The organism is Prevotella sp. DNF00663 (genome assembly GCF_001553265.1).
Lineage (GTDB): Bacteria > Bacteroidota > Bacteroidia > Bacteroidales > Bacteroidaceae > Prevotella.
This window is the reverse complement of the sequence record NZ_KQ960629.1, coordinates 15,041-32,467: the sequence shown is the minus strand read 5'-3', so window position 1 is coordinate 32,467 and position 17,427 is coordinate 15,041. Positions and strand designations below refer to the sequence as shown.

12 protein-coding genes are annotated in these 17,427 nt (G+C 44.8%); 3 read left to right on the top strand and 9 right to left on the bottom strand.

Annotated elements, in window-relative coordinates:
• The first annotated feature begins 8 nt into the window (after window positions 1-8).
• Window positions 9-1,403 carry an acetylxylan esterase AxeA1 gene (gene axeA1 / locus HMPREF3034_RS07285; RefSeq protein ID WP_062434419.1) on the top strand — a complete coding sequence of 465 codons (1,395 nt, stop codon included), beginning with the start codon at window positions 9-11 and terminating at the stop codon, window positions 1,401-1,403.
• Window positions 1,404-1,566: 163 nt separating this feature from the next.
• Here the strand turns inward: axeA1 and HMPREF3034_RS07280 are convergent, their stop codons facing one another.
• The 8 genes from HMPREF3034_RS07280 to HMPREF3034_RS07245 form a co-directional block, all read right to left on the bottom strand.
• A complete protein-coding gene (locus HMPREF3034_RS07280) occupies window positions 1,567-1,893 on the bottom strand; it encodes a hypothetical protein (protein ID WP_156431070.1) in 327 nt (108 codons plus the stop codon).
• Window positions 1,894-2,111: 218 nt separating this feature from the next.
• Window positions 2,112-3,980, bottom strand: coding sequence for an outer membrane protein assembly factor BamB family protein (locus tag HMPREF3034_RS07275; RefSeq protein ID WP_062434414.1), 1,869 nt, complete (start codon window positions 3,978-3,980; stop codon window positions 2,112-2,114).
• 88 nt (window positions 3,981-4,068) lie between these two features.
• Window positions 4,069-5,772: a RagB/SusD family nutrient uptake outer membrane protein gene (locus HMPREF3034_RS07270; RefSeq protein ID WP_062434411.1), complete on the bottom strand. Its 1,704-nt coding sequence runs from the start codon at window positions 5,770-5,772 to the stop codon at window positions 4,069-4,071.
• Window positions 5,773-5,804: 32 nt separating this feature from the next.
• Entirely contained in the window at window positions 5,805-9,197 is a 3,393-nt protein-coding gene (locus HMPREF3034_RS07265) for a SusC/RagA family TonB-linked outer membrane protein (RefSeq protein ID WP_062434408.1), read from the bottom strand.
• Between the two features lie 97 nt (window positions 9,198-9,294).
• Entirely contained in the window at window positions 9,295-10,608 is a 1,314-nt protein-coding gene (locus tag HMPREF3034_RS07260) for a transglutaminase-like domain-containing protein (protein ID WP_062434404.1), read from the bottom strand.
• A gap of 16 nt (window positions 10,609-10,624) precedes the next feature.
• Complete coding sequence (locus HMPREF3034_RS07255) at window positions 10,625-11,779, bottom strand: dipeptide epimerase (RefSeq protein ID WP_062434401.1); 1,155 nt, start codon at window positions 11,777-11,779, stop codon at window positions 10,625-10,627.
• 12 nt (window positions 11,780-11,791) lie between these two features.
• On the bottom strand, window positions 11,792-12,847 hold the full coding sequence (locus tag HMPREF3034_RS07250; protein WP_231725632.1) for a C40 family peptidase: 1,056 nt from the start codon (window positions 12,845-12,847) through the stop codon (window positions 11,792-11,794).
• A gap of 241 nt (window positions 12,848-13,088) precedes the next feature.
• Window positions 13,089-13,937 (bottom strand): hypothetical protein, encoded by an 849-nt coding sequence (locus tag HMPREF3034_RS07245; protein WP_062434460.1) that lies wholly within the window; start codon window positions 13,935-13,937, stop codon window positions 13,089-13,091.
• Between the two features lie 269 nt (window positions 13,938-14,206).
• On the opposite strand from HMPREF3034_RS07245, the gene HMPREF3034_RS07240 reads away from it, so the two are divergent.
• Together HMPREF3034_RS07240 and HMPREF3034_RS07235 are read left to right on the top strand one after the other, a co-directional pair.
• The gene (locus HMPREF3034_RS07240) at window positions 14,207-14,989 is read left to right on the top strand and encodes an SDR family NAD(P)-dependent oxidoreductase (RefSeq protein ID WP_062434398.1); all 783 of its coding nucleotides are present in this window, start codon (window positions 14,207-14,209) and stop codon (window positions 14,987-14,989) included.
• A 182-nt stretch (window positions 14,990-15,171) separates the two neighbouring features.
• Window positions 15,172-16,512 carry an MATE family efflux transporter gene (locus HMPREF3034_RS07235; protein ID WP_036900772.1) on the top strand — a complete coding sequence of 447 codons (1,341 nt, stop codon included), beginning with the start codon at window positions 15,172-15,174 and terminating at the stop codon, window positions 16,510-16,512.
• A gap of 58 nt (window positions 16,513-16,570) precedes the next feature.
• Here the strand turns inward: HMPREF3034_RS07235 and HMPREF3034_RS07230 are convergent, their stop codons facing one another.
• Window positions 16,571-17,137, bottom strand: a complete 567-nt coding sequence (locus tag HMPREF3034_RS07230) for a helix-turn-helix domain-containing protein (RefSeq protein ID WP_062434457.1) — start codon at window positions 17,135-17,137, stop codon at window positions 16,571-16,573.
• Window positions 17,138-17,427 lie beyond the last annotated feature (290 nt).

The following is a 17,427-nucleotide window of genomic DNA, read 5'->3' as shown; positions in this document are numbered from 1 at the left end:
ACTTTTATATGAGAAACTTATTACTACTTTTCGTCTGTTTGCTATCCTCGGTGACAGGGTGGGGCAAGACGGCAACTCTCCAATTAAAACTTGCAACAGGTCGTAACAGCGTGTTGACGGCTTATCTCCCCGACGCCTCTGTAGCTACCGGGCGTGCCGTTGTAGACTGTCCGGGTGGCGGATATACGATACTTGCCACCGATCATGAGGGACACGACTGGGCTGATTACTTCAATCATCAAGGCATAGCCTACTTCGTTTTGGAATACAATATGCCACATGGCGACTGCAATGTGCCTCTAACCGATGTCCGACAGGCTCTCCGTACGGTGCGTGATAGTGCGTCTACGTGGCGTATCAATCCTGCCGATGTGGGCATTATGGGCTTTTCTGCCGGTGGTCACTTGGCTGCCATGGCTTCTTGTTTGTTGAGTTATGCCGACCGTCCCAACTTTTCTATTCTCTTTTATCCAGTTATTACGATGAAGCGTGGCACTCATGTCTCTTCCAGAGAACAGTTGCTTGGCTCGTTAAAAGACGATGCTGCCATGCAAGAATTGTATTCCATGGAGACTCGTGTACGCGTGCATAGCACGCCACCAGCCATTATTCTGCTAGCCAATGACGATGATGCGGTGAATCCGATCTATAATGGTATAGCCTATTATTCGGCCATGCGGCGTGAGGGGAACGACTGTTCGCTCTATGTTTATCCCGGTGGTAGTCATGGATTCGGGTTTTGGTCGAGTTTTGGTTATCACGACCAAATGCTGAACGACCTCACTTCTTGGCTCCATCATCTTAAGTCTCCGCGTCCCGATGCAATTCGTGTGGCTTGTATCGGAAACTCTATTACGGAAGGAATGGCCTTGAGTATGGCCTCTCATACGAGTTATCCATCTGTGTTGCAACAGCTGTTGGGTAGCCAATATCATGTTGGTAATTTCGGTATATTAGCCCGAACGCTGCTTCGCAAAGGTAATCTGCCGTACGTAAATGAACCGTTATGGAGAGATGCAAGGGAATTCCAGCCGAATGTAGTGGTACTGAAGTTGGGTACTAATGATACCAAACCGGAGAATTGGCAGTATGGTCAAGACTTTGCCAGCGATTTGCAAGCTATGGTCGATACCCTTAAAGCCTTGCCCACTCACCCTACAATCTATCTGTGTACGCCCATTCCCATCTTCAAGCCCACGTGGAATATGAGCGATTCTGTGCTGGTCAACTCTATCATTCCAACTATTCGGAAGGTGGCAAAGAAGAATAAATGCAAGGTTATCGACTTGCATACGGGCTTTTCTCCCTACGGTCATTTGGTCATTCAAGATGGTGTTCACCCTAACGAGCGGGGAGCTAAAAAGTTGGCAGAACTCGTTGCGACAGAATTAAAGAAGCATTAGACTCCATACTTATAGGAGTCGGTTTTGCTATTTTATTTCCTTTTAAAAAGACTACAGGCATGGTGTATCCAGCGTTCTATGTGATACACCATGCCTGTTTAGCTTTAGAAATCTTTTACCTTCTCATAATCAATGTCTTGTATGATGTTGTTTTTGTTTGCTCCTATATATATTCCATCCAATTCTCGTCCGGAAGACTTTTCCAAAAGTCAACATCGTTTACCCATAATCCTAGTTTTATAGTCACTAAAAATGCAGTATTCGTTGCTCCTATTTCTTTTACTGTCTTATCAAAGAATATTACGCCGGTCATATATTCTATTCCATCTGGTTGACTCCATGGGCCAACTGTAGAGGTTGACATGTGTTTTATGGGGAATCCACCTTGTTTAAGAGTCTCATAAGCCACGGAAGCTGGTCGCCCAATAAGCATTTTCTTGTCTTTCACTAATTGTTTTAGGAAGTTCTCTTTCTCTAATTCTGTTTTCAATGGAGGAACATACGTAGTCCCCGTGGTTTGCGCATTGCCAAGTATACATAGCAAGCCAAGCAAACATAATGTTATTAGTCTTTTCGTATAATTGTTCTTTATGGCTGTTTATCTCAAAAATCTTAAATTTCAAAAGGGGCTATTTGGGGCTGCTGCATGAGCCGAACAGCAATGCTGTCAAGCCCATGCAGCAATGCTGAAAAGGCTTGGCAGCACGGTCAATGTTTTAAGAGGTAGATGCAACCATCGGTAGATGTGGTGACAAGATGGTGTTTATCGATGGGTACAACGGTGTTAACCAGCGAGTTACCCACTTTGTGTTGCCATTTGATACGGCCGGTCTTGCCATCGAGTGCAATCACCAACCCCTCTTTGGTGGTGCTGAATACCGTGCCATCGTATTCGGGTAGCATGGTTGTGGCGTGCTCGTAGCCGAATCGGGCATTGGTAGCCCACAGTTGTCGGGGGATGTCTGATGTGGCACTATAGCAGACGATGCTGTCGTTCATAGTCTTGGCGTAGATGCGCAGGCCATCGGCTGAGAGGCCAATACTTTCGCGAACCATCGATTGCTTGGTACTCCAAAGCGTTTTACCTGTGGTAAGATCGATAGCAGTCAGTACTCTACGAGGGTCTACGATGAATACGCGACCGTTGGAAGATACCGGCCATACAGCAGCAGGCGAGAAGTGCATGCGCTGTTCGCCATTAGTCCAGCGCCAACGTTCGGTTCCGTTTGTCGTGTTCAGACAATAAAGGGTATTGTCCCACGCACCGAAGATGATGGAACTATCTGTTACGAGTGGCAAAGTCTCAATATACCCTTTGACACCCTCGTACTGCCATTTCTGTTGACCCGAATAGAGGTCGATAGCTCGGAATATGCCGTTGCTGCCACCTACATATACCGTGTGGTGGGTGATGTTGATGGCTCCTAAGACCGGAGCATCGGTATGAACCGTCCATAAGTTTTTACCACTCTTGGCATCAAATCCATAGATATTTTTATCGGCTGAACCACATACTACAATGCCATCTGTGGCAGCAGGTGTACCCACAATGCGTGCTTTCAGCGATTGTTGCCACAGTTGCCGGCCGTCTTTCAGTCGATAGGCCGTGAGATTTCCGGCGTCATCGCCCACGAAGAGGTGGTCGTTGAGTATGGCAGCCGATGAGAGGATGGCCGTACTGGTGGCTAGTCGCCATTGTGCCTTTACCTTGGAGTATTGCTTGTTGACACTATAGTCGGGGTATTGTTTGGCATGGCCTTGGTGGTCGAAGTAGTTGGTATGCAAGGATAAGGCAACCATCGGACGACGTGAACCGTCGGAGTTTTGTACGTAAGAGGTGATGGAATCGGGAGTAATCGTGAAGATGCTATAGCCCGTGGTGCCTTGCTTGTCGCGCAAGTTGCTGCGAGTGAGTATTCCGGGAAGACCGTCGTAATCGAACATTTTGTTGCGATGGTAATGTCCGCCGATGAAAAGGCGAACGTTATAAGGGCGTAGAGCATCGGTCACTTCGTACCAATTGTCTACGTCTCCCGGCAATATGGGATAGTGGGTGACCAGCATTACGGGCAGCCGAGGATTGCCTAGTCGCTGGCTCTGTGTCTCTATCTCGTGTTTGGCCCAAGCTATATCTTGGGGTGGAACATGGCCTAATGCCATGCGGATGAGTGGCCCGGAGTTGAAACCGAGGAAGAGAATGCCCCCATGGATGAATGAGAATCGTTCGCTACCGAAGATGTCGGTGAAGGCTGTACAGCCCGATTCGCTCCACTTGGTCTCGTGGTTGCCCATGATGGTGTAATACTTATAGCGTAGCAAATCCAGACAACTTTTAGCCTTTTGTAGTGAGATGCGGTCGCCATTATCGGTCAGGTCGCCGGTGACGAGTACAAAGTCGAGGCTGTCGGTAGCGTTGATGGCAGCTACAGAGCGTAACAGGTCTTCTGTAGGTTGTGGGCTGTTAGGATTCAGATGGAGATCGGTGATTTGGGCAAAGCGGAAATGTTTGATTTGCTGTGCCTGCATAGAAAGGAAGAATCCTATGAGAAGCACTATCAGACAAAAAGTTTTTTTCATGTATGTGTTGTTACTGTTGTGTCGTATAAAAATAAAAACCGTGCCTGACCATCGGTTCAGTCGGGCACGGTTATGATAGTATTGAGTCTTACCAGTTAGGATTCTGTCCGGTGGAAGGGCTCAAAGTAAGCTGGCTGTTGGGGATAGGATAGAGGTAATACTTGTTGTTGAATGTACGCGTAGCAGAGGTTCCAATCATGTAGTGGTTCTCGTCTACCTTCACGGCATTGTCGATCATGTTGGTGAGGTTGGCACCACGATTGATGTTAGGATACTTGTTGGAGTCGAGTTTGTCAAGCTGATGCCAACGTACCAAGTCCCAATAGCGGTACCAGTTGTCGGTCATCAATTCGCAACGACGGCAGCGACGAATCTCCCAAAGTAGGTCGCTGACACCCATATTATTGGCTGGGTCGGCAGCAACGGTTGTTGTCATGGCGGGGAGTCCGGCACGCTTCTGTAGCAAGTTGATGGTCTTGTCGAGGTCGGCATTGGTAATGGTGCCTAATTCGGCCTTTGCTTCGGCATTATTGAGCAGCACTACGGCGTACCAATAGAGCGGAGCATCGGTATAACCGGTGTTGGTGTTGGTGCGGTAGTAGGTCTCTAATGTGAGGTTATCATACTTTCGGATGGTGTAACCTGTCGATGAAGTCATCTCTGCCGAACCCGAAGGTTTGCCCTCGTTGTTCAAGCGTGCCCATCCATGTCCTTTAAAACAGATGATGGAATCGAGCAAAACGCTGAGTCGACCGTCGCGTTCTGCGAGCAGTTTGCTGATAGAGAAGTTGCCATTCTTGTTGATAATGGCCTTGTCGTCTTTATTGCGAGAAGTGGTAGCCAATGGCTTTCCATCGGTAAAGAGGAATGCATCGAAGGCGTCTTTCGTGATACCGCTGATGGTGGTAGAGCTACAAGTGTAGTCGATGGTTCCGTGCATGACCATATCTTTCTCGTAGTTGCGGAAGAAAATGATTTCACTGCAGTTGTTCAAGTCAAGACTATTATAGATTTCACCATACTTGTCGGTCAACTTATAGGTACCCGAAGCGATGATGGCATCGGAAGCATCGGCACTCTCTTGCAGGTATTTCTTGGCACGGGCAGCATCGGGAGCCTTGCCATTATCGGTTTGTGTGCGGTATTTACAGAACGTGCCTTCGTAGAGACAGATATCACTCTTCATGGCTAGTGCCATGTTTTTGCTCCATGCAGTCTTATCCTTGGTGGTTCCAAGGTTGGCAATGGCGTAGTTCAGATCGTTGAGTACAGAGTCCATGACGACGTCTCTATCGGTGCGAGAACCATAGATGGTAGGGTCTTCCGGGTTCAGAATTACTTCGTTCTGCCACTGTACGTTACCGTATTCGCGTACCATTTGGTAGTATTGCCATGCTCTGTTGAGACGGCCTACAGCTTTATAGTAAGTACGATTGGCAAGGGTTGAGTTTTCCAAACCTTGCAACATGTAGTTGATACGGCGTATCTCTGTGAATCCGCCTGACCAATCACTGGCTGTAGAAGGGATGGTCTTGAAGGTCCAATCGGAGAAATTGGCATTCACTTGGTCGTCGGATAGGGTCTTGAAATAGAACCATCCGGCACCGCCACCGGAACTATAGCCGGTGTAGTTGTCGTAGAACTTATTGCTATAGCTGGCTACGTCGTTGGCGTTATTCCAAAAGCTTGGGTCGTTGGTGAACGTGTCACGAGGTGACTTTTCCAAAAAGTCGTTGCAGCTAGTCAGCATACAACCGGCCAAAGCCATGATATATAGGATTGATTTTTTCATAATCGTAATATCTTAAAGTGTTTCTATTAGGTTTAGAATGTAACTTGCAGACCTACCGACCATGTGCGAGTGATAGGATAAGTACGTCCCCATGTGCCGTATGAGAGTGAACCTTGGCCTTCGTTCATTTCGGGGTCGACAGGCAGATTGCCGCTACCTTTGTAGAGCAGACAGAGGTTGTCTACGCTTCCATAGACGCGAAGTTTCTGGATGTAGAACTTCTTACTGAGAGAAGCAGGCATGGTATAGCCCAATGTGATGTTCTTCAAGCGGAGGTAAGCCATGTTAACTAAGTACTTGGTCTGAGGATAATAGTTGTGTTCACCACCGATGGGTGCAAGTCCGGAAACATTGCCTGAACCTTCGTTACCCGGATAGAGACATGGGAAATCGTTGCTCTCGCTGATATTGGTGTTCTTACCTGTAGGGTCGTAGACGTTGTACTTCGTTTGGTTAGCATAAATGGCAAGGTCGGCAGCACGCATCTCCGGGAATGCAAATGCAGACTTTGTCCACATGTCGCGCTTACCAACTCCTTGGAAGAAGAGGTCGAGGTCGAAGCCTTTATAGTTGCCACCGAGGTGAAAGCTATATTCGTAGCGAGGTAGAGTGTTACCGATTACTTTCAAATCTCCGTGATCATCGGCTGTACCTTTACCACCGTCGATGACGCCATCACCATTCAAATCTTTGAATTTAATATCACCGGGACCATATACGAAGTTATCGGTCTGGATACCAACTTGGCTAGCTACGCCACTCTTATACTTCCAACTACCATCGGCATTTTTGCCGTCGAAGTCGTTTTCGGTAAAGTAACGTTCGGTTTCGAAGCCCCAAATATCGCCCCAATTTTCACCTGCGTAAGCGTAGGTTTTAGCATTGTTGTCGCCTACGATGCCACCGGTGTAGCCAATAACCTTAGAGTTGTTGTTCCACTTCTGCACCTTTACCTTAGAATCACTGATGCTGAAGTTGGCATATACGCCTAAGTCTTTATTGAGTTGCTTGCGATAACTGAGCGAGAGTTCCCAACCGCGTGAGCGTAATTCGCCTGCATTGGTGTAAGGAGCAGCAGCACCTACACTGGCCGGAAGGGCTGTACCGGGAGCTAGCATGTTGGTGGTAGAACGCTGGAACCAATCGGCTGTTAAGTTCAAATCGCCATTGAGGAAGCTTAAGTCGATTCCGGCATCGAGTGTATGGATGCGCTCCCACGTCAAGGTAGAGGATACCCAAGAGGGGATAGCAAACTGGGTGACTTTGGTACCAGCGCTGTTCAACCATGTAATTTTAGACTCTGAGTAAGGACTCATCGTAGAGATGAACATCCAGTCTCCTACAGCCTCGTTACCTATCTCACCGTAAGAGAAACGCAACTTACCACTTGAGATGTATTTATGAAGGTCTTGCCAGTAGGGCTCTTCGGTAAATCTATAACCGGCAGAAATGGATGGGAAGAAAGCCCACTTGTCTCCGTTGGGGAAACGGGAAGAGCCATCGTAACGTCCGTTCAGTTCGAGTAGATAGATACCCTTGTAGTCGTAGTTGATACGACCGAAGTAACCGGCAGAGGCACGATCGCCTGTCGAAGAGTCTAGGGTGGCTTTCTTTAAATCGCCATAAGCCAAATTGATTTCGGGATAGTTCTCATCATAGAGCTGTGTGCGATTTACATAGAAGTAGTCTGATTTATAGTTTTCGCCATTGATACCGACCATGACGTTCAGATTATGGGCGTCGTTCCAAGAGTGGGTGTAGTTCAAGTAAGCGTTGGCAGCCCAACGTGTCTTCTTGGTATTCCAACGGGTAGCGCTTGAAGCGGTTGGCTGAACGATGTATGTGGGACTTGTTCCCGACCAGTTCATGCCATATACGCTATGGTCGCTCGACTTGAAGTTGAAGTTTTCTACATTATATGTGTAGTCAGCATTCAGTGTCAAGTCTTTCGTAATGTTGGCTTTGATATACGCATTGAGGCTCATTTGGTCGTGGAAAATATACTGTCGAGCAGCCTGTTTCTGCAGAGCTACGACACGATAATCGTTGATAGTGCCATCTTCAGACTGCATATAGCCCGACGGAATGAAGAAAGAGCCCCAACGCCATAGGTACTGATAGATGTTATTGTAGGTATCGGCGCGCCCCATCTTGCGGTGAGTATAGTTCACTCTGACGCCTGCGCTCAGCCAGTCGGTGATATCTGTGTTGATATTAACAGTGGCATTATACTTATATCTGATACCCGGATTGAACTTCATGACATCTTGTTTACTGCTGTAGCCGTATGATGCGTAGAAGTTGGTACGACCGCTGGAACCACTCAAAGAGATGTTGTGACTCTGTGATGGTGCGGCGTTGTTGTACCATATTTTTTGAATATCGTAGTCGGCATAGTACATCGGTTGCCCGTTGACAAAGGCATAATCGCCTACGTTACTGTCACTCTGCCATGGCTCCATAGCACTGTATCCCTTACGACCACTGTGTTGTGCTTTCCATTTTTCGGCATAAGGGAGTAGCTTGTCGAAGTACATACCGAACAATTCTACAGATCCTGAGCCTGCTCTTGCCTTGGCTGCGATGGCTGCATTCAACTGGGTAGGAACATCGGGATAATCGGGAAGGTAGGTAGAACTGTCCCAACCGAACTTTCCATCGTACTTCACAGAAACCTTATCGCCTCGTTTTCCCTGCTTGGTTGTAATAAGGATGACACCGAAAGCAGCGCGGCTACCATAGATAGCAGAGGATGCGGCGTCTTTTAAAACAGAGATAGAAGCGATGTCATTGCCATTGATCATGGAGAGGTCGTCGACCGGAACACCGTCTACAACAATCAGAGGTGAGGACTTCTGACCATTAGAAAGCGTACCCAAACCACGAATTGTGATAGATGGAGTGCCGTCCAAATCGCCACTAGAGTTTAGGATGCTCAAGCCGGGAACGGACCCTTGAAGTGCTTTTGTTACGTCTTGTTCGGGGCGACTGCCCAATGTCTTGTCGAGATCGACGTTGGCAACGGCACCCGTCAGGTTTACTTTCTTCTGCTGACCGTAGCCTACTACTACGACTTCATCGAGCAAAGCGTTGTCTTCGGTAAGCTTGATCTTCATCCCGTTGGAAGCTTTTACTGTAACGGTCTTGTAGCCTAGGAACGAGATTGTGAGCTTGGCGTTGGTACCGGCTTTGAATGAGAAGTTACCATTCAAGTCGGTAACGGTTCCTCGTGTCGTTCCCTGTTCGGCAACACTGGCGCCAATGATAGGCTCGCCTTGGCTGTCGACTACTGTACCTTTGACGATTTCTGTCGTCTCACTTTTGCTTACAAACTGAGGAGGATTGGCTGCATACGTAGATGCCAAGTTCCCCATAGTGCCACCATAGAGGAGGAGTGCACTAATAAGTGTGATTTGTTTTTTCATAAGCGATGTATTAAAGTTATAATAAAATTGTTCTTGTTTTCATGTTTATCGTATTCGTGGAGTAGGGAGATATGCCCTTTTGAGATAGTCAAACTTATTAGAGGTCTTGACGTTCCAGATTCCACGACCACTTGTCGAAATATAGATTGCCACCACGCCATTCCACTTCGCCACGTTGAAAGTCTACGGTTTCACTTCGCGGATAAGTCTTGGTAGGGTATAATGACATGCCAAAATCTAGGTTGACTACCATGCGCCATGAGTCGAGACCACCTAAGAAGAACCATTTCTCGCGTTCGTTTTGGGCATAAGAGGGTATGCCGAACGATATATCTACAGGCACCCAGCCGATTCCTTCGAAATAGATTTCACACCAATCGTGTAGATTTTCATTGTCGGGATGTAGCATGAAGCCACTTTGGAAGTGCGAGGGAATACCGCAAATACGGCATAGGGTGGCGAACAATAATGTGACTTGTCCGCAGTCGCCATGCTTGTTGAGAACCACATATTCAGGGATATTCTCAATCGTAGAGTATTCTCTAGCCGATGCCCACGGATAGTTGGTATCTATATAAGCGAATATTCGACGGGCTTTCAACAGCGGATTGCTTTCTCCACGCGTCAGACTATCGGCCAAATGACGTAACATCGGGGTGAAAATCATGTGCTTGTCACGCTCCGAGGTGTATTGTTTATAAAGCTTACTATGGGTATTGTATGGCTTGATTTGGTCAGGGCTTAGGCCTGCCCAATAGCCATAAGTGGTGTATTCGAAAGTTTCTGAGAAGATTGTAGGTTCATCGGCTTTGGCTCGTTTCTCCATGTAGAGAGTAGAGTGAGCATGATTCTGTGGTGAACGTTGATATAGTATCTCACTTGTACTCAACAGTTTTACGTTGGTTTGTCGGGCTATATCGGTTCTCGGAAATGGCAACCAACATCTGATAAGTTCTCCTGCGGGTACGGCATTTGGCTTTACGGTCAAGGTATAAGTTACCTTGATGCGCTTTGGTTCTGCCAAATGAGAGACTTTGTCAGCATTTTGAATGATAAATGGTACATTGTCTTTGTCCTTCTCTTCATAGCCTTCTTGCGACAAGCCTTCCTTTTCTGTTTTGATACGGATGCAATCTTTATCAATTCTGAAAAGGTTGGGAGCGGCGTTATGGAAATACCGTTTCTTGCCATCTATGACCATACTCTCCAGTGCATGAGATGCTTCCCATATATCCATCTGCTTGTCTGTCACATCAGGAATAAATCGTTGGATGTAGGCTTTGACCTCGTCTCGACTTTTATTGAAATCGACTAACAGGCGATGATGCAAATCTTCTTCCCATGAGTAAGCGCTTGCTGTCAACGAACAAACGGCAAGAAAGGATAGTAAGATAAGACGTGGAGCACACATGATATTTCTTTTTAGGTTATATTTTCACAATGCCAATACCGGGACGGTCGGGTAGTGTAATCTTTCCTTTTACGACTTCCATTCCTTTGAAACGGTCGTTAGAGATGAGAAGGTTTCCGTCTAGGTCGGCGAAGTCGACTGCGGGTGCCAATTGGGCGGCCGCACTGACTGCACAAGAAGTCTCTGTCATACAGCCCACCATTACTTTCATGCCAATGGAACGAGCATAGTTCAGCATTTTCCAAGCCTCGCGCATGCCGGTGCATTTCATGAGTTTGATATTGATACCGGAGTAGGCTCCTCGCACATTCTCAATATCTTTCAGTCGCTGGATGGCTTCGTCGGCAAAAATAGGCAGCGGACTTTGATCTGTAACCCATGCAATGTCGTTTTTCATCTCTTTGGGCATGGGTTGCTCTACCATCACGATGCCTTGCTCTTTGAGCCAAAGAATCATGTCGAGAGCCATTTGGCGGTCTTTCCATCCTTGGTTTACATCGACGGCAATAGGTAGATTGGTGACGCTTCTAATGGTCTGAATGAGTTCTTTATCGTTGTCTCTGCCAAGTTTCACCTTTAATATATTGAACTTATCAGCACATTCTTTGGTTTTTTGTCTGACCACTTCGGGAGTGTCTATACCGATAGTAAAGGTGGTTGAAGGAGCTTTCTGCTTGTTCAGTCCCCATATCTTATACCATGGTGCACCAAGAAGTTTGCCCACTAAGTCGTGCAAGGCGATGTCTACTGCGGCTTTGGCTGCCGTATCACCCGGTGACAAACTGTCTACATAGGTAAGTATATCTTCAAGTTGGAAAGGATCGTTGAAGCGGCTCAAATCCACCTTTTGTAGGAATGTCGTCACACTGTGTACGGTCTGTCCTAAGTATTGGGGCATAGAAGCCTCACCATATCCCGTCACTCCCTCATATTCAATTTCCACTTGAACATCGGGAGTCATGGTGCGAGAGTAGGTAGCTACGGTGAATACATGGCGTAGCTTGAGATCGTAAGGGAAGAATCTCATTTTGAGTTTCCCTGATTTTCCTGCGCGATTGATATTGATGGCAGGAATCGTTACATGCTTGATGGCATCTATCTTGCCTGTAGAGATGGCTGTACCTAGTGTAGCCAATGTGGCCTTTTTAATAAAATCTCGTCTGCTACTCATCGTAATCAATATTTATTGATAATAAGTATTGTGATTGGTGGTCATCATTCCTTCTTCCTTATTAATATAAGGTAAGATGCGTTCCGCCCATAATAGTCGGTTCAAGTCGTATTCATCGTATTCTTCATCATCGGGATTGAAACTGCTGATATGAACAAATCCTAATGAATGGATGAATTTCTTATTACCTATATATATACCCACATGAGAGACGCGAGGCTTGTTGGTCTCTGCATTTCTGGAACCGAAGAAAACCAAGTCGCCCGGTTTTAAATTGCCAAAATCAGAGGTAATGTCAATATGTTCTCCTTTGTAAGCCTGTTGGGAGGCATCACGTGGAATAATAATGTCGTGCATAAAGAGAGTGGTACGTACAAAACCGCTACAGTCAACGCCCTTGGTACTCGTTCCACCCCACATATATGGTAACCCCATCAGGCTTTTCCCCGTAGCAATGATACTTTGTGCATCGTACTTCAAATGCTTGCGCCAATGACTCAATAGATCTCCGTCGGTCTTCTTCAAATATCCCTTTCGACCATCGGGATAAGCTATGTGGAAGAAATATTTGGTGCTGTTTAATAGTTTGAATCGATTTCCGGCTACTACATCGCTCATGGTTTGAGAACTTAATTTTGGTTCAGAATAGACCATACTGTAGATACTTGTTACAACTACTTGTTCTGAAGCATTCCATTCTGCATGCTGTTCAGCGCTGACATGTGTAACCGTTCGTGTTAATGTCCAGCCAATATAATCTTCCGGAGTCTGTATCTTGGTCCATTCGTGGCTTTCACCTAGTATTTTGACAGGCATTCCTAAGAGCGCTTGGGAAACTTGCCCGGAATCGTAATCATCAGCTTGTCGCATGTTACAAACAGAAACGGTGACGATTCCCCAACTCTCCATAGTTTGCTTAATAGTAGCATTGGAAATTTTTGAAGAATTTTTTGGCTTGCCTGTAAAAGGACGTGCCAACTTCTCAAAGGCATGAGCCTTTTCCAAAATCAATGTGGAACCGACTGTAGCAAGAACTGCTTTTTTAAGAAAATCTCTTCTTGTGTACATGGTCATAAGCTTATGATTAATTGGCTACTAAAATACGATAAAATAAAAATAAATGCAAGAGAAAACTTTAAATATATGTAAATTTAAATATTAGAAATATATTTTTGCATTTAAAGAAGGCGGTATAATGCTTATTTATATTTGTTTTGGGGATGTAAGATAATCTTTATTATAAGATTCCAGTTATCCGGTTTGGTATAGTATTGGTTGCTATAGCACAGTGTTGAAGAACTATTATTGTTTAGGGAGTCTGGAAATTATTTCCATGATAAGTAATCAGCCCTTCCAAAGAAGATTCCACAATAGCTGCGGGAGTGATGCTGAATTCGTCACATACTTCTAATAATAGGTCGGAATAGGTGTGAGCTACGTTACCAATAAAACTGATGGGGTAGTCTTTATAAGGTAATTGTGCGATGTTGCGTTTGAAGAAGCTACGGAAATTATTGACAATCAAGTCGTGTACATATGGATTTCCGGTATGTGGTGTGAGGAAAAAAGCCGTCTTGGCCAAATAATAATTGGGTCTAGGTTCGTTGTATACGGCATTCATCACTTCATCGGCATTTGTATAATTCTGCTTGTAAAAGGTGTGGGCCAGTTCTTCGGGTGCTAAATTTTTCAGTACATCAGATAGAAAACTCTTACCAATGGCCGAACCACTACCTTCGTCTCCTAAAATGAATCCACAGGTTTTGACGCTTGATACAATTTGCTTGCCGTCGTAAAGGCATGAGTTCGACCCCGTGTCTAGGATGCAGGCAATGCCGGGCTTGTCTTGGCAGAGTCCTCTAGCTGCTGCCACAAGATTGCTTTCTACGGTCACCGGCGTGCGAAACTGAGAGATAAGAGAGGCCTTCACGGTGTTTTTACGAGTTTCAGTATCGCATCCTGCTCCGTAAAAATAGATATGTTGAATCTTTTTGTGAAAAAACTCTTCGGGGAGTCCTAGCCTGATGCTTCTGCTAATCTCTCTTCGGTTCTGAAAATAAGGGTTTAAACCATCAGAGCGTTGTTGCTCTATAATCTTACCATTTTCAATTAGTACCCAACTCGTATGTGAAGAACCACTTTCTGCAATTAGTTTCATCATGGTCGTCGTATTATCTCAAAGTTAAACGATCTATTAAAGTTTACTAGAGCAAAATTATAAAAAAAAATAGAAATAAGGCAATTTTTGAGATTTATTTATAATCGTTATTAATCCTATGATTAATAGGTGTTATCTCTCGAAAATATTGTTATTTTATTAAATAATGTTAAGCTTAGAATCGCGTATCTATATTTTTATTATGTTTGTAATAAAATATTTTAGAATAAAACTAAGAGTATCTTTTTTAAAAATAAAATACAGATTAAGTGAATACTAAACTAGTTTTAATTACAGGTGCTACCAGTGGAATCGGTGAGGCATGTGCTCGCAAGTTCGCACAAGGTGGTTACCGATTGATATTGACAGGGCGTAATGAGCAAAGGTTAGAGAGGTTAAAGGCTTTGTTAGAAGAAGATGGTGCAGAAGTCAGACTGTTGAAGTTTGATGTGCGCGACCGTCAGGCGGCAAAGACAGCAGTAGAGTCGTTGGATGGAGATTGGAAAACTGTCGATGTTCTTATCAATAATGCTGGTTTGGCTTTGGGTTTGACCAAAGAATATGAGGGCGATGAAGACGATTGGGAGACAATGATAGATACCAATATCAAGGGTTTGCTCACCATGACACGTCTGATTGTACCCGGAATGGTAGAGCGAAATCGTGGACATGTCATCAATATTGGTAGTGTAGCAGGTGATGTGGCATACGCCGGAGGCAATGTATATTGCGCAACTAAAGCTGCTGTCAAGACTTTGACCGATGGTTTACGGGTAGATTTGGTAGATACTTGCGTGCGAGTAACCAATATCAAGCCGGGATTAGTAGAGACTAATTTCAGCGTTGTACGTTTCCATGGGAATCAGCAACAAGCAAAGCATGTATACGAGGGGATTCATCCTTTGAACGGAGATGATATCGCCGACGTGGCATTCTATGCTGCATCAGCCCCAGAACATGTACAGATTGCCGAAGTGTTGGTATTGGCTACACATCAAGCAAACGGTTACACAATCAGTCGTGATGTGAACCGTGAAGAACATTTGTCCTAAAGAGGACTGCAACTTAATGAAAGTACAGGATGACTTTGTGTTTTGTAAAAAATAGCTTTTAAGCTACAATAGGTCCTAGATTAGGTAAAGGAGGAATTCAGGACTAACAAGAACAGGTCCTCCAACCTGTCTTTCTGTGGGACGTCACATCCTGTGACGTCCTTTTAATATGCAGATAAACAATGATGATTCAAGATAATTATACATATTTGACCGAGGCTCCCATCCATCGTGTGATAATAACGATGGCTCTTCCTACAATTGTAAGTATGCTGGTTACCAGTCTTTACAATATTGCCGATACGTTTTTTGTGGGACAAATCGATACACAAAGCACAGCAGCGGTAGGCATTGTGTTCTCTGTCATGTTTTTTATTCAGGCTTTTGGCTTCTTCTTTGGGCATGGTTCGGGCAATTATATTTCTAGAGAGTTAGGGGCTAAGCGTATAGAGAATGCCGAGCGAATGGCCAGCACCGGGTTCTTTTTATCGCTATTTTTCGGTCTTGTATTCCTTGTGATAGGTGAGTTGTTGCTCACGCAGTTCTGTATATGGCTTGGTAGCACGCCTACTATTCTGCCTTATTCCGAACGCTATATGGGTATTATCTTACTTGGTGCCCCTCTGCTAACGTCGTCGTTGACGCTCAATAATCAAATGCGATTGCAGGGAAATGCACGTCTAGCCATGTATGGTATCGTCACCGGTGCTCTTATCAATGTGTTGCTCGATCCTCTATTTATATTTGTCTTCGATATGGGAGTGGCCGGAGCTGCGGTCGCTACGGTTATAGGACAGACTGTAAGTTTTTGTATTCTTCTCCATATGACCCATCGTTCGCAGAATATCAGTATTCGTTTGAGAAACTTCTCTCCCTCTCGTACGGCTTTGAAAGAGATATTCTATGGAGGCTCTCCCTCGTTGTCTAGACAGGGATTAGGTTGTGTTGCTACGATTTCATTGAATGTTGTGGCAGGTAGATATGGCGATGCAGCCATTGCAGCCATGAGTATCGTCAGTCGAATAACGATGCTTGTGATGTCGGCTGTCATAGGTTTGGGACAGGGATTCCAACCTCTTTGTGGTTTCTGCTATGGTGCTAAGCTCTACAAGCGGTTGTGGAGTGCCTACAGATTTACGGTGAAAGTGGGCACGATGTTCCTTTTGGTCTTTTCTATTATTTGTTTTTTGTTTAGTAATGATGTGATAGCTGTGTTCCGTAACGAACCTGATGTGATTGCAATAGGTACTGTGGCACTCAATTGGCAATTGGTCACATTACCTTTATTGGCGGTGATAGTGACGAGCAATATGCTTACTCAAACATGCCGGAAACCGCTTCGTGCTAATATATTGGCCGCTGCTCGACAGGGCTTGTTCTTTGTCCCGCTTATTCTAATGCTTCCTTTCTTTTTTGGTTTGAAAGGTGTAGAGATGTGTCAGGCATGGAGTGATGCTTGTTCATTCTTGATTACTGTGCCCGTCATGATTTATACTTATCGTGAGTTTTTTCCTAAGAGATGATTTCTCATTCATATTATCTCTTTCTTTGGGAGAGGGATTAAGTAGGATGCTTTGCTCCTTATATTTTATCCAATCCTTTCCTTGTATTCTTTTTCAATGCTTTGAATTGGGTTGGTGTCATACCGGTTACGCTTTTAAATTGACTGCTTAGATAGGCCACACTGGAATAGTCCAACAGGTTGGCTATCTCTGTAAGAGATTGTTGGTCGTATTTTATCAACTCTTTTACACGTTCAATACGCTGCATGATGTAGTAGCGCTCGATGGTCAGTCCGGTCACTTCACTGAACAATTTACTTAACAAACTGTAGTCGCTATGCAGTTGGTGAGCCAGATAGTCGCTCAAGTTCATATTTCTGTTGCTATCGGTATAATGAACCAATTTTATAATAGCTGACTTAATTTGTTCGATAGTCTGCTGGCGTCTGTCATCGAGTAATTCAAAACCTAAGGCTTCCAATCGATTGCGGAGTGTTGCTTTCTGCTCATCAGTTAATGTATTGCTAATGTGTACTTCGCCTAATTCCACACTTAAAGGGTGCAGGGAAAGGTTTTGAAGAGTTTGCGATACTGCCATCTCGCAGCGATCGCAAACCATATTTTTAATATATAATATTGTCTCCATCTTGTCACAAAGATACATAGACTTGCGGAAATAGGCAAATCAAAGTGGATGGTTATTCTTCCAGTTTAATAACTAATAAACTCACAAACTTAAATGCTCAAATGGCTGCAAGGGCTTGGCAGCATTGCTGCCTAGGCTTTTCAGTATTCCTGCCAAGCCACTTCAGCAAAATTGCTGAGCCGTTGCAGTTTCGTAGTTATGAAGTAGACGAATTGACAAATAGGCAAGTTTGAGAGTCTATATAATCTTTGTTGGCAGAATATTATAAACTATATCCATAATAACGTAAC

What these genes read in the sequence shown, in the direction of transcription:
- axeA1 (WP_062434419.1), top strand. Translation starts at nt 9, where the DNA reads ATGAGAAACTTATTACTACTTTTCGTCTGTTTGCTATCCTCGGTGACA.
- HMPREF3034_RS07275 (WP_062434414.1), bottom strand. Translation starts at nt 3,980, where the DNA reads ATGAAAAAAACTTTTTGTCTGATAGTGCTTCTCATAGGATTCTTCCTT.
- HMPREF3034_RS07270 (WP_062434411.1), bottom strand. Translation starts at nt 5,772, where the DNA reads ATGAAAAAATCAATCCTATATATCATGGCTTTGGCCGGTTGTATGCTG.
- HMPREF3034_RS07265 (WP_062434408.1), bottom strand. Translation starts at nt 9,197, where the DNA reads ATGAAAAAACAAATCACACTTATTAGTGCACTCCTCCTCTATGGTGGC.
- HMPREF3034_RS07260 (WP_062434404.1), bottom strand. Translation starts at nt 10,608, where the DNA reads ATGTGTGCTCCACGTCTTATCTTACTATCCTTTCTTGCCGTTTGTTCG.
- HMPREF3034_RS07255 (WP_062434401.1), bottom strand. Translation starts at nt 11,779, where the DNA reads ATGAGTAGCAGACGAGATTTTATTAAAAAGGCCACATTGGCTACACTA.
- HMPREF3034_RS07250 (WP_231725632.1), bottom strand. Translation starts at nt 12,847, where the DNA reads ATGTACACAAGAAGAGATTTTCTTAAAAAAGCAGTTCTTGCTACAGTC.
- HMPREF3034_RS07245 (WP_062434460.1), bottom strand. Translation starts at nt 13,937, where the DNA reads ATGAAACTAATTGCAGAAAGTGGTTCTTCACATACGAGTTGGGTACTA.
- HMPREF3034_RS07235 (WP_036900772.1), top strand. Translation starts at nt 15,172, where the DNA reads ATGATGATTCAAGATAATTATACATATTTGACCGAGGCTCCCATCCAT.
- HMPREF3034_RS07230 (WP_062434457.1), bottom strand. Translation starts at nt 17,137, where the DNA reads ATGGAGACAATATTATATATTAAAAATATGGTTTGCGATCGCTGCGAG.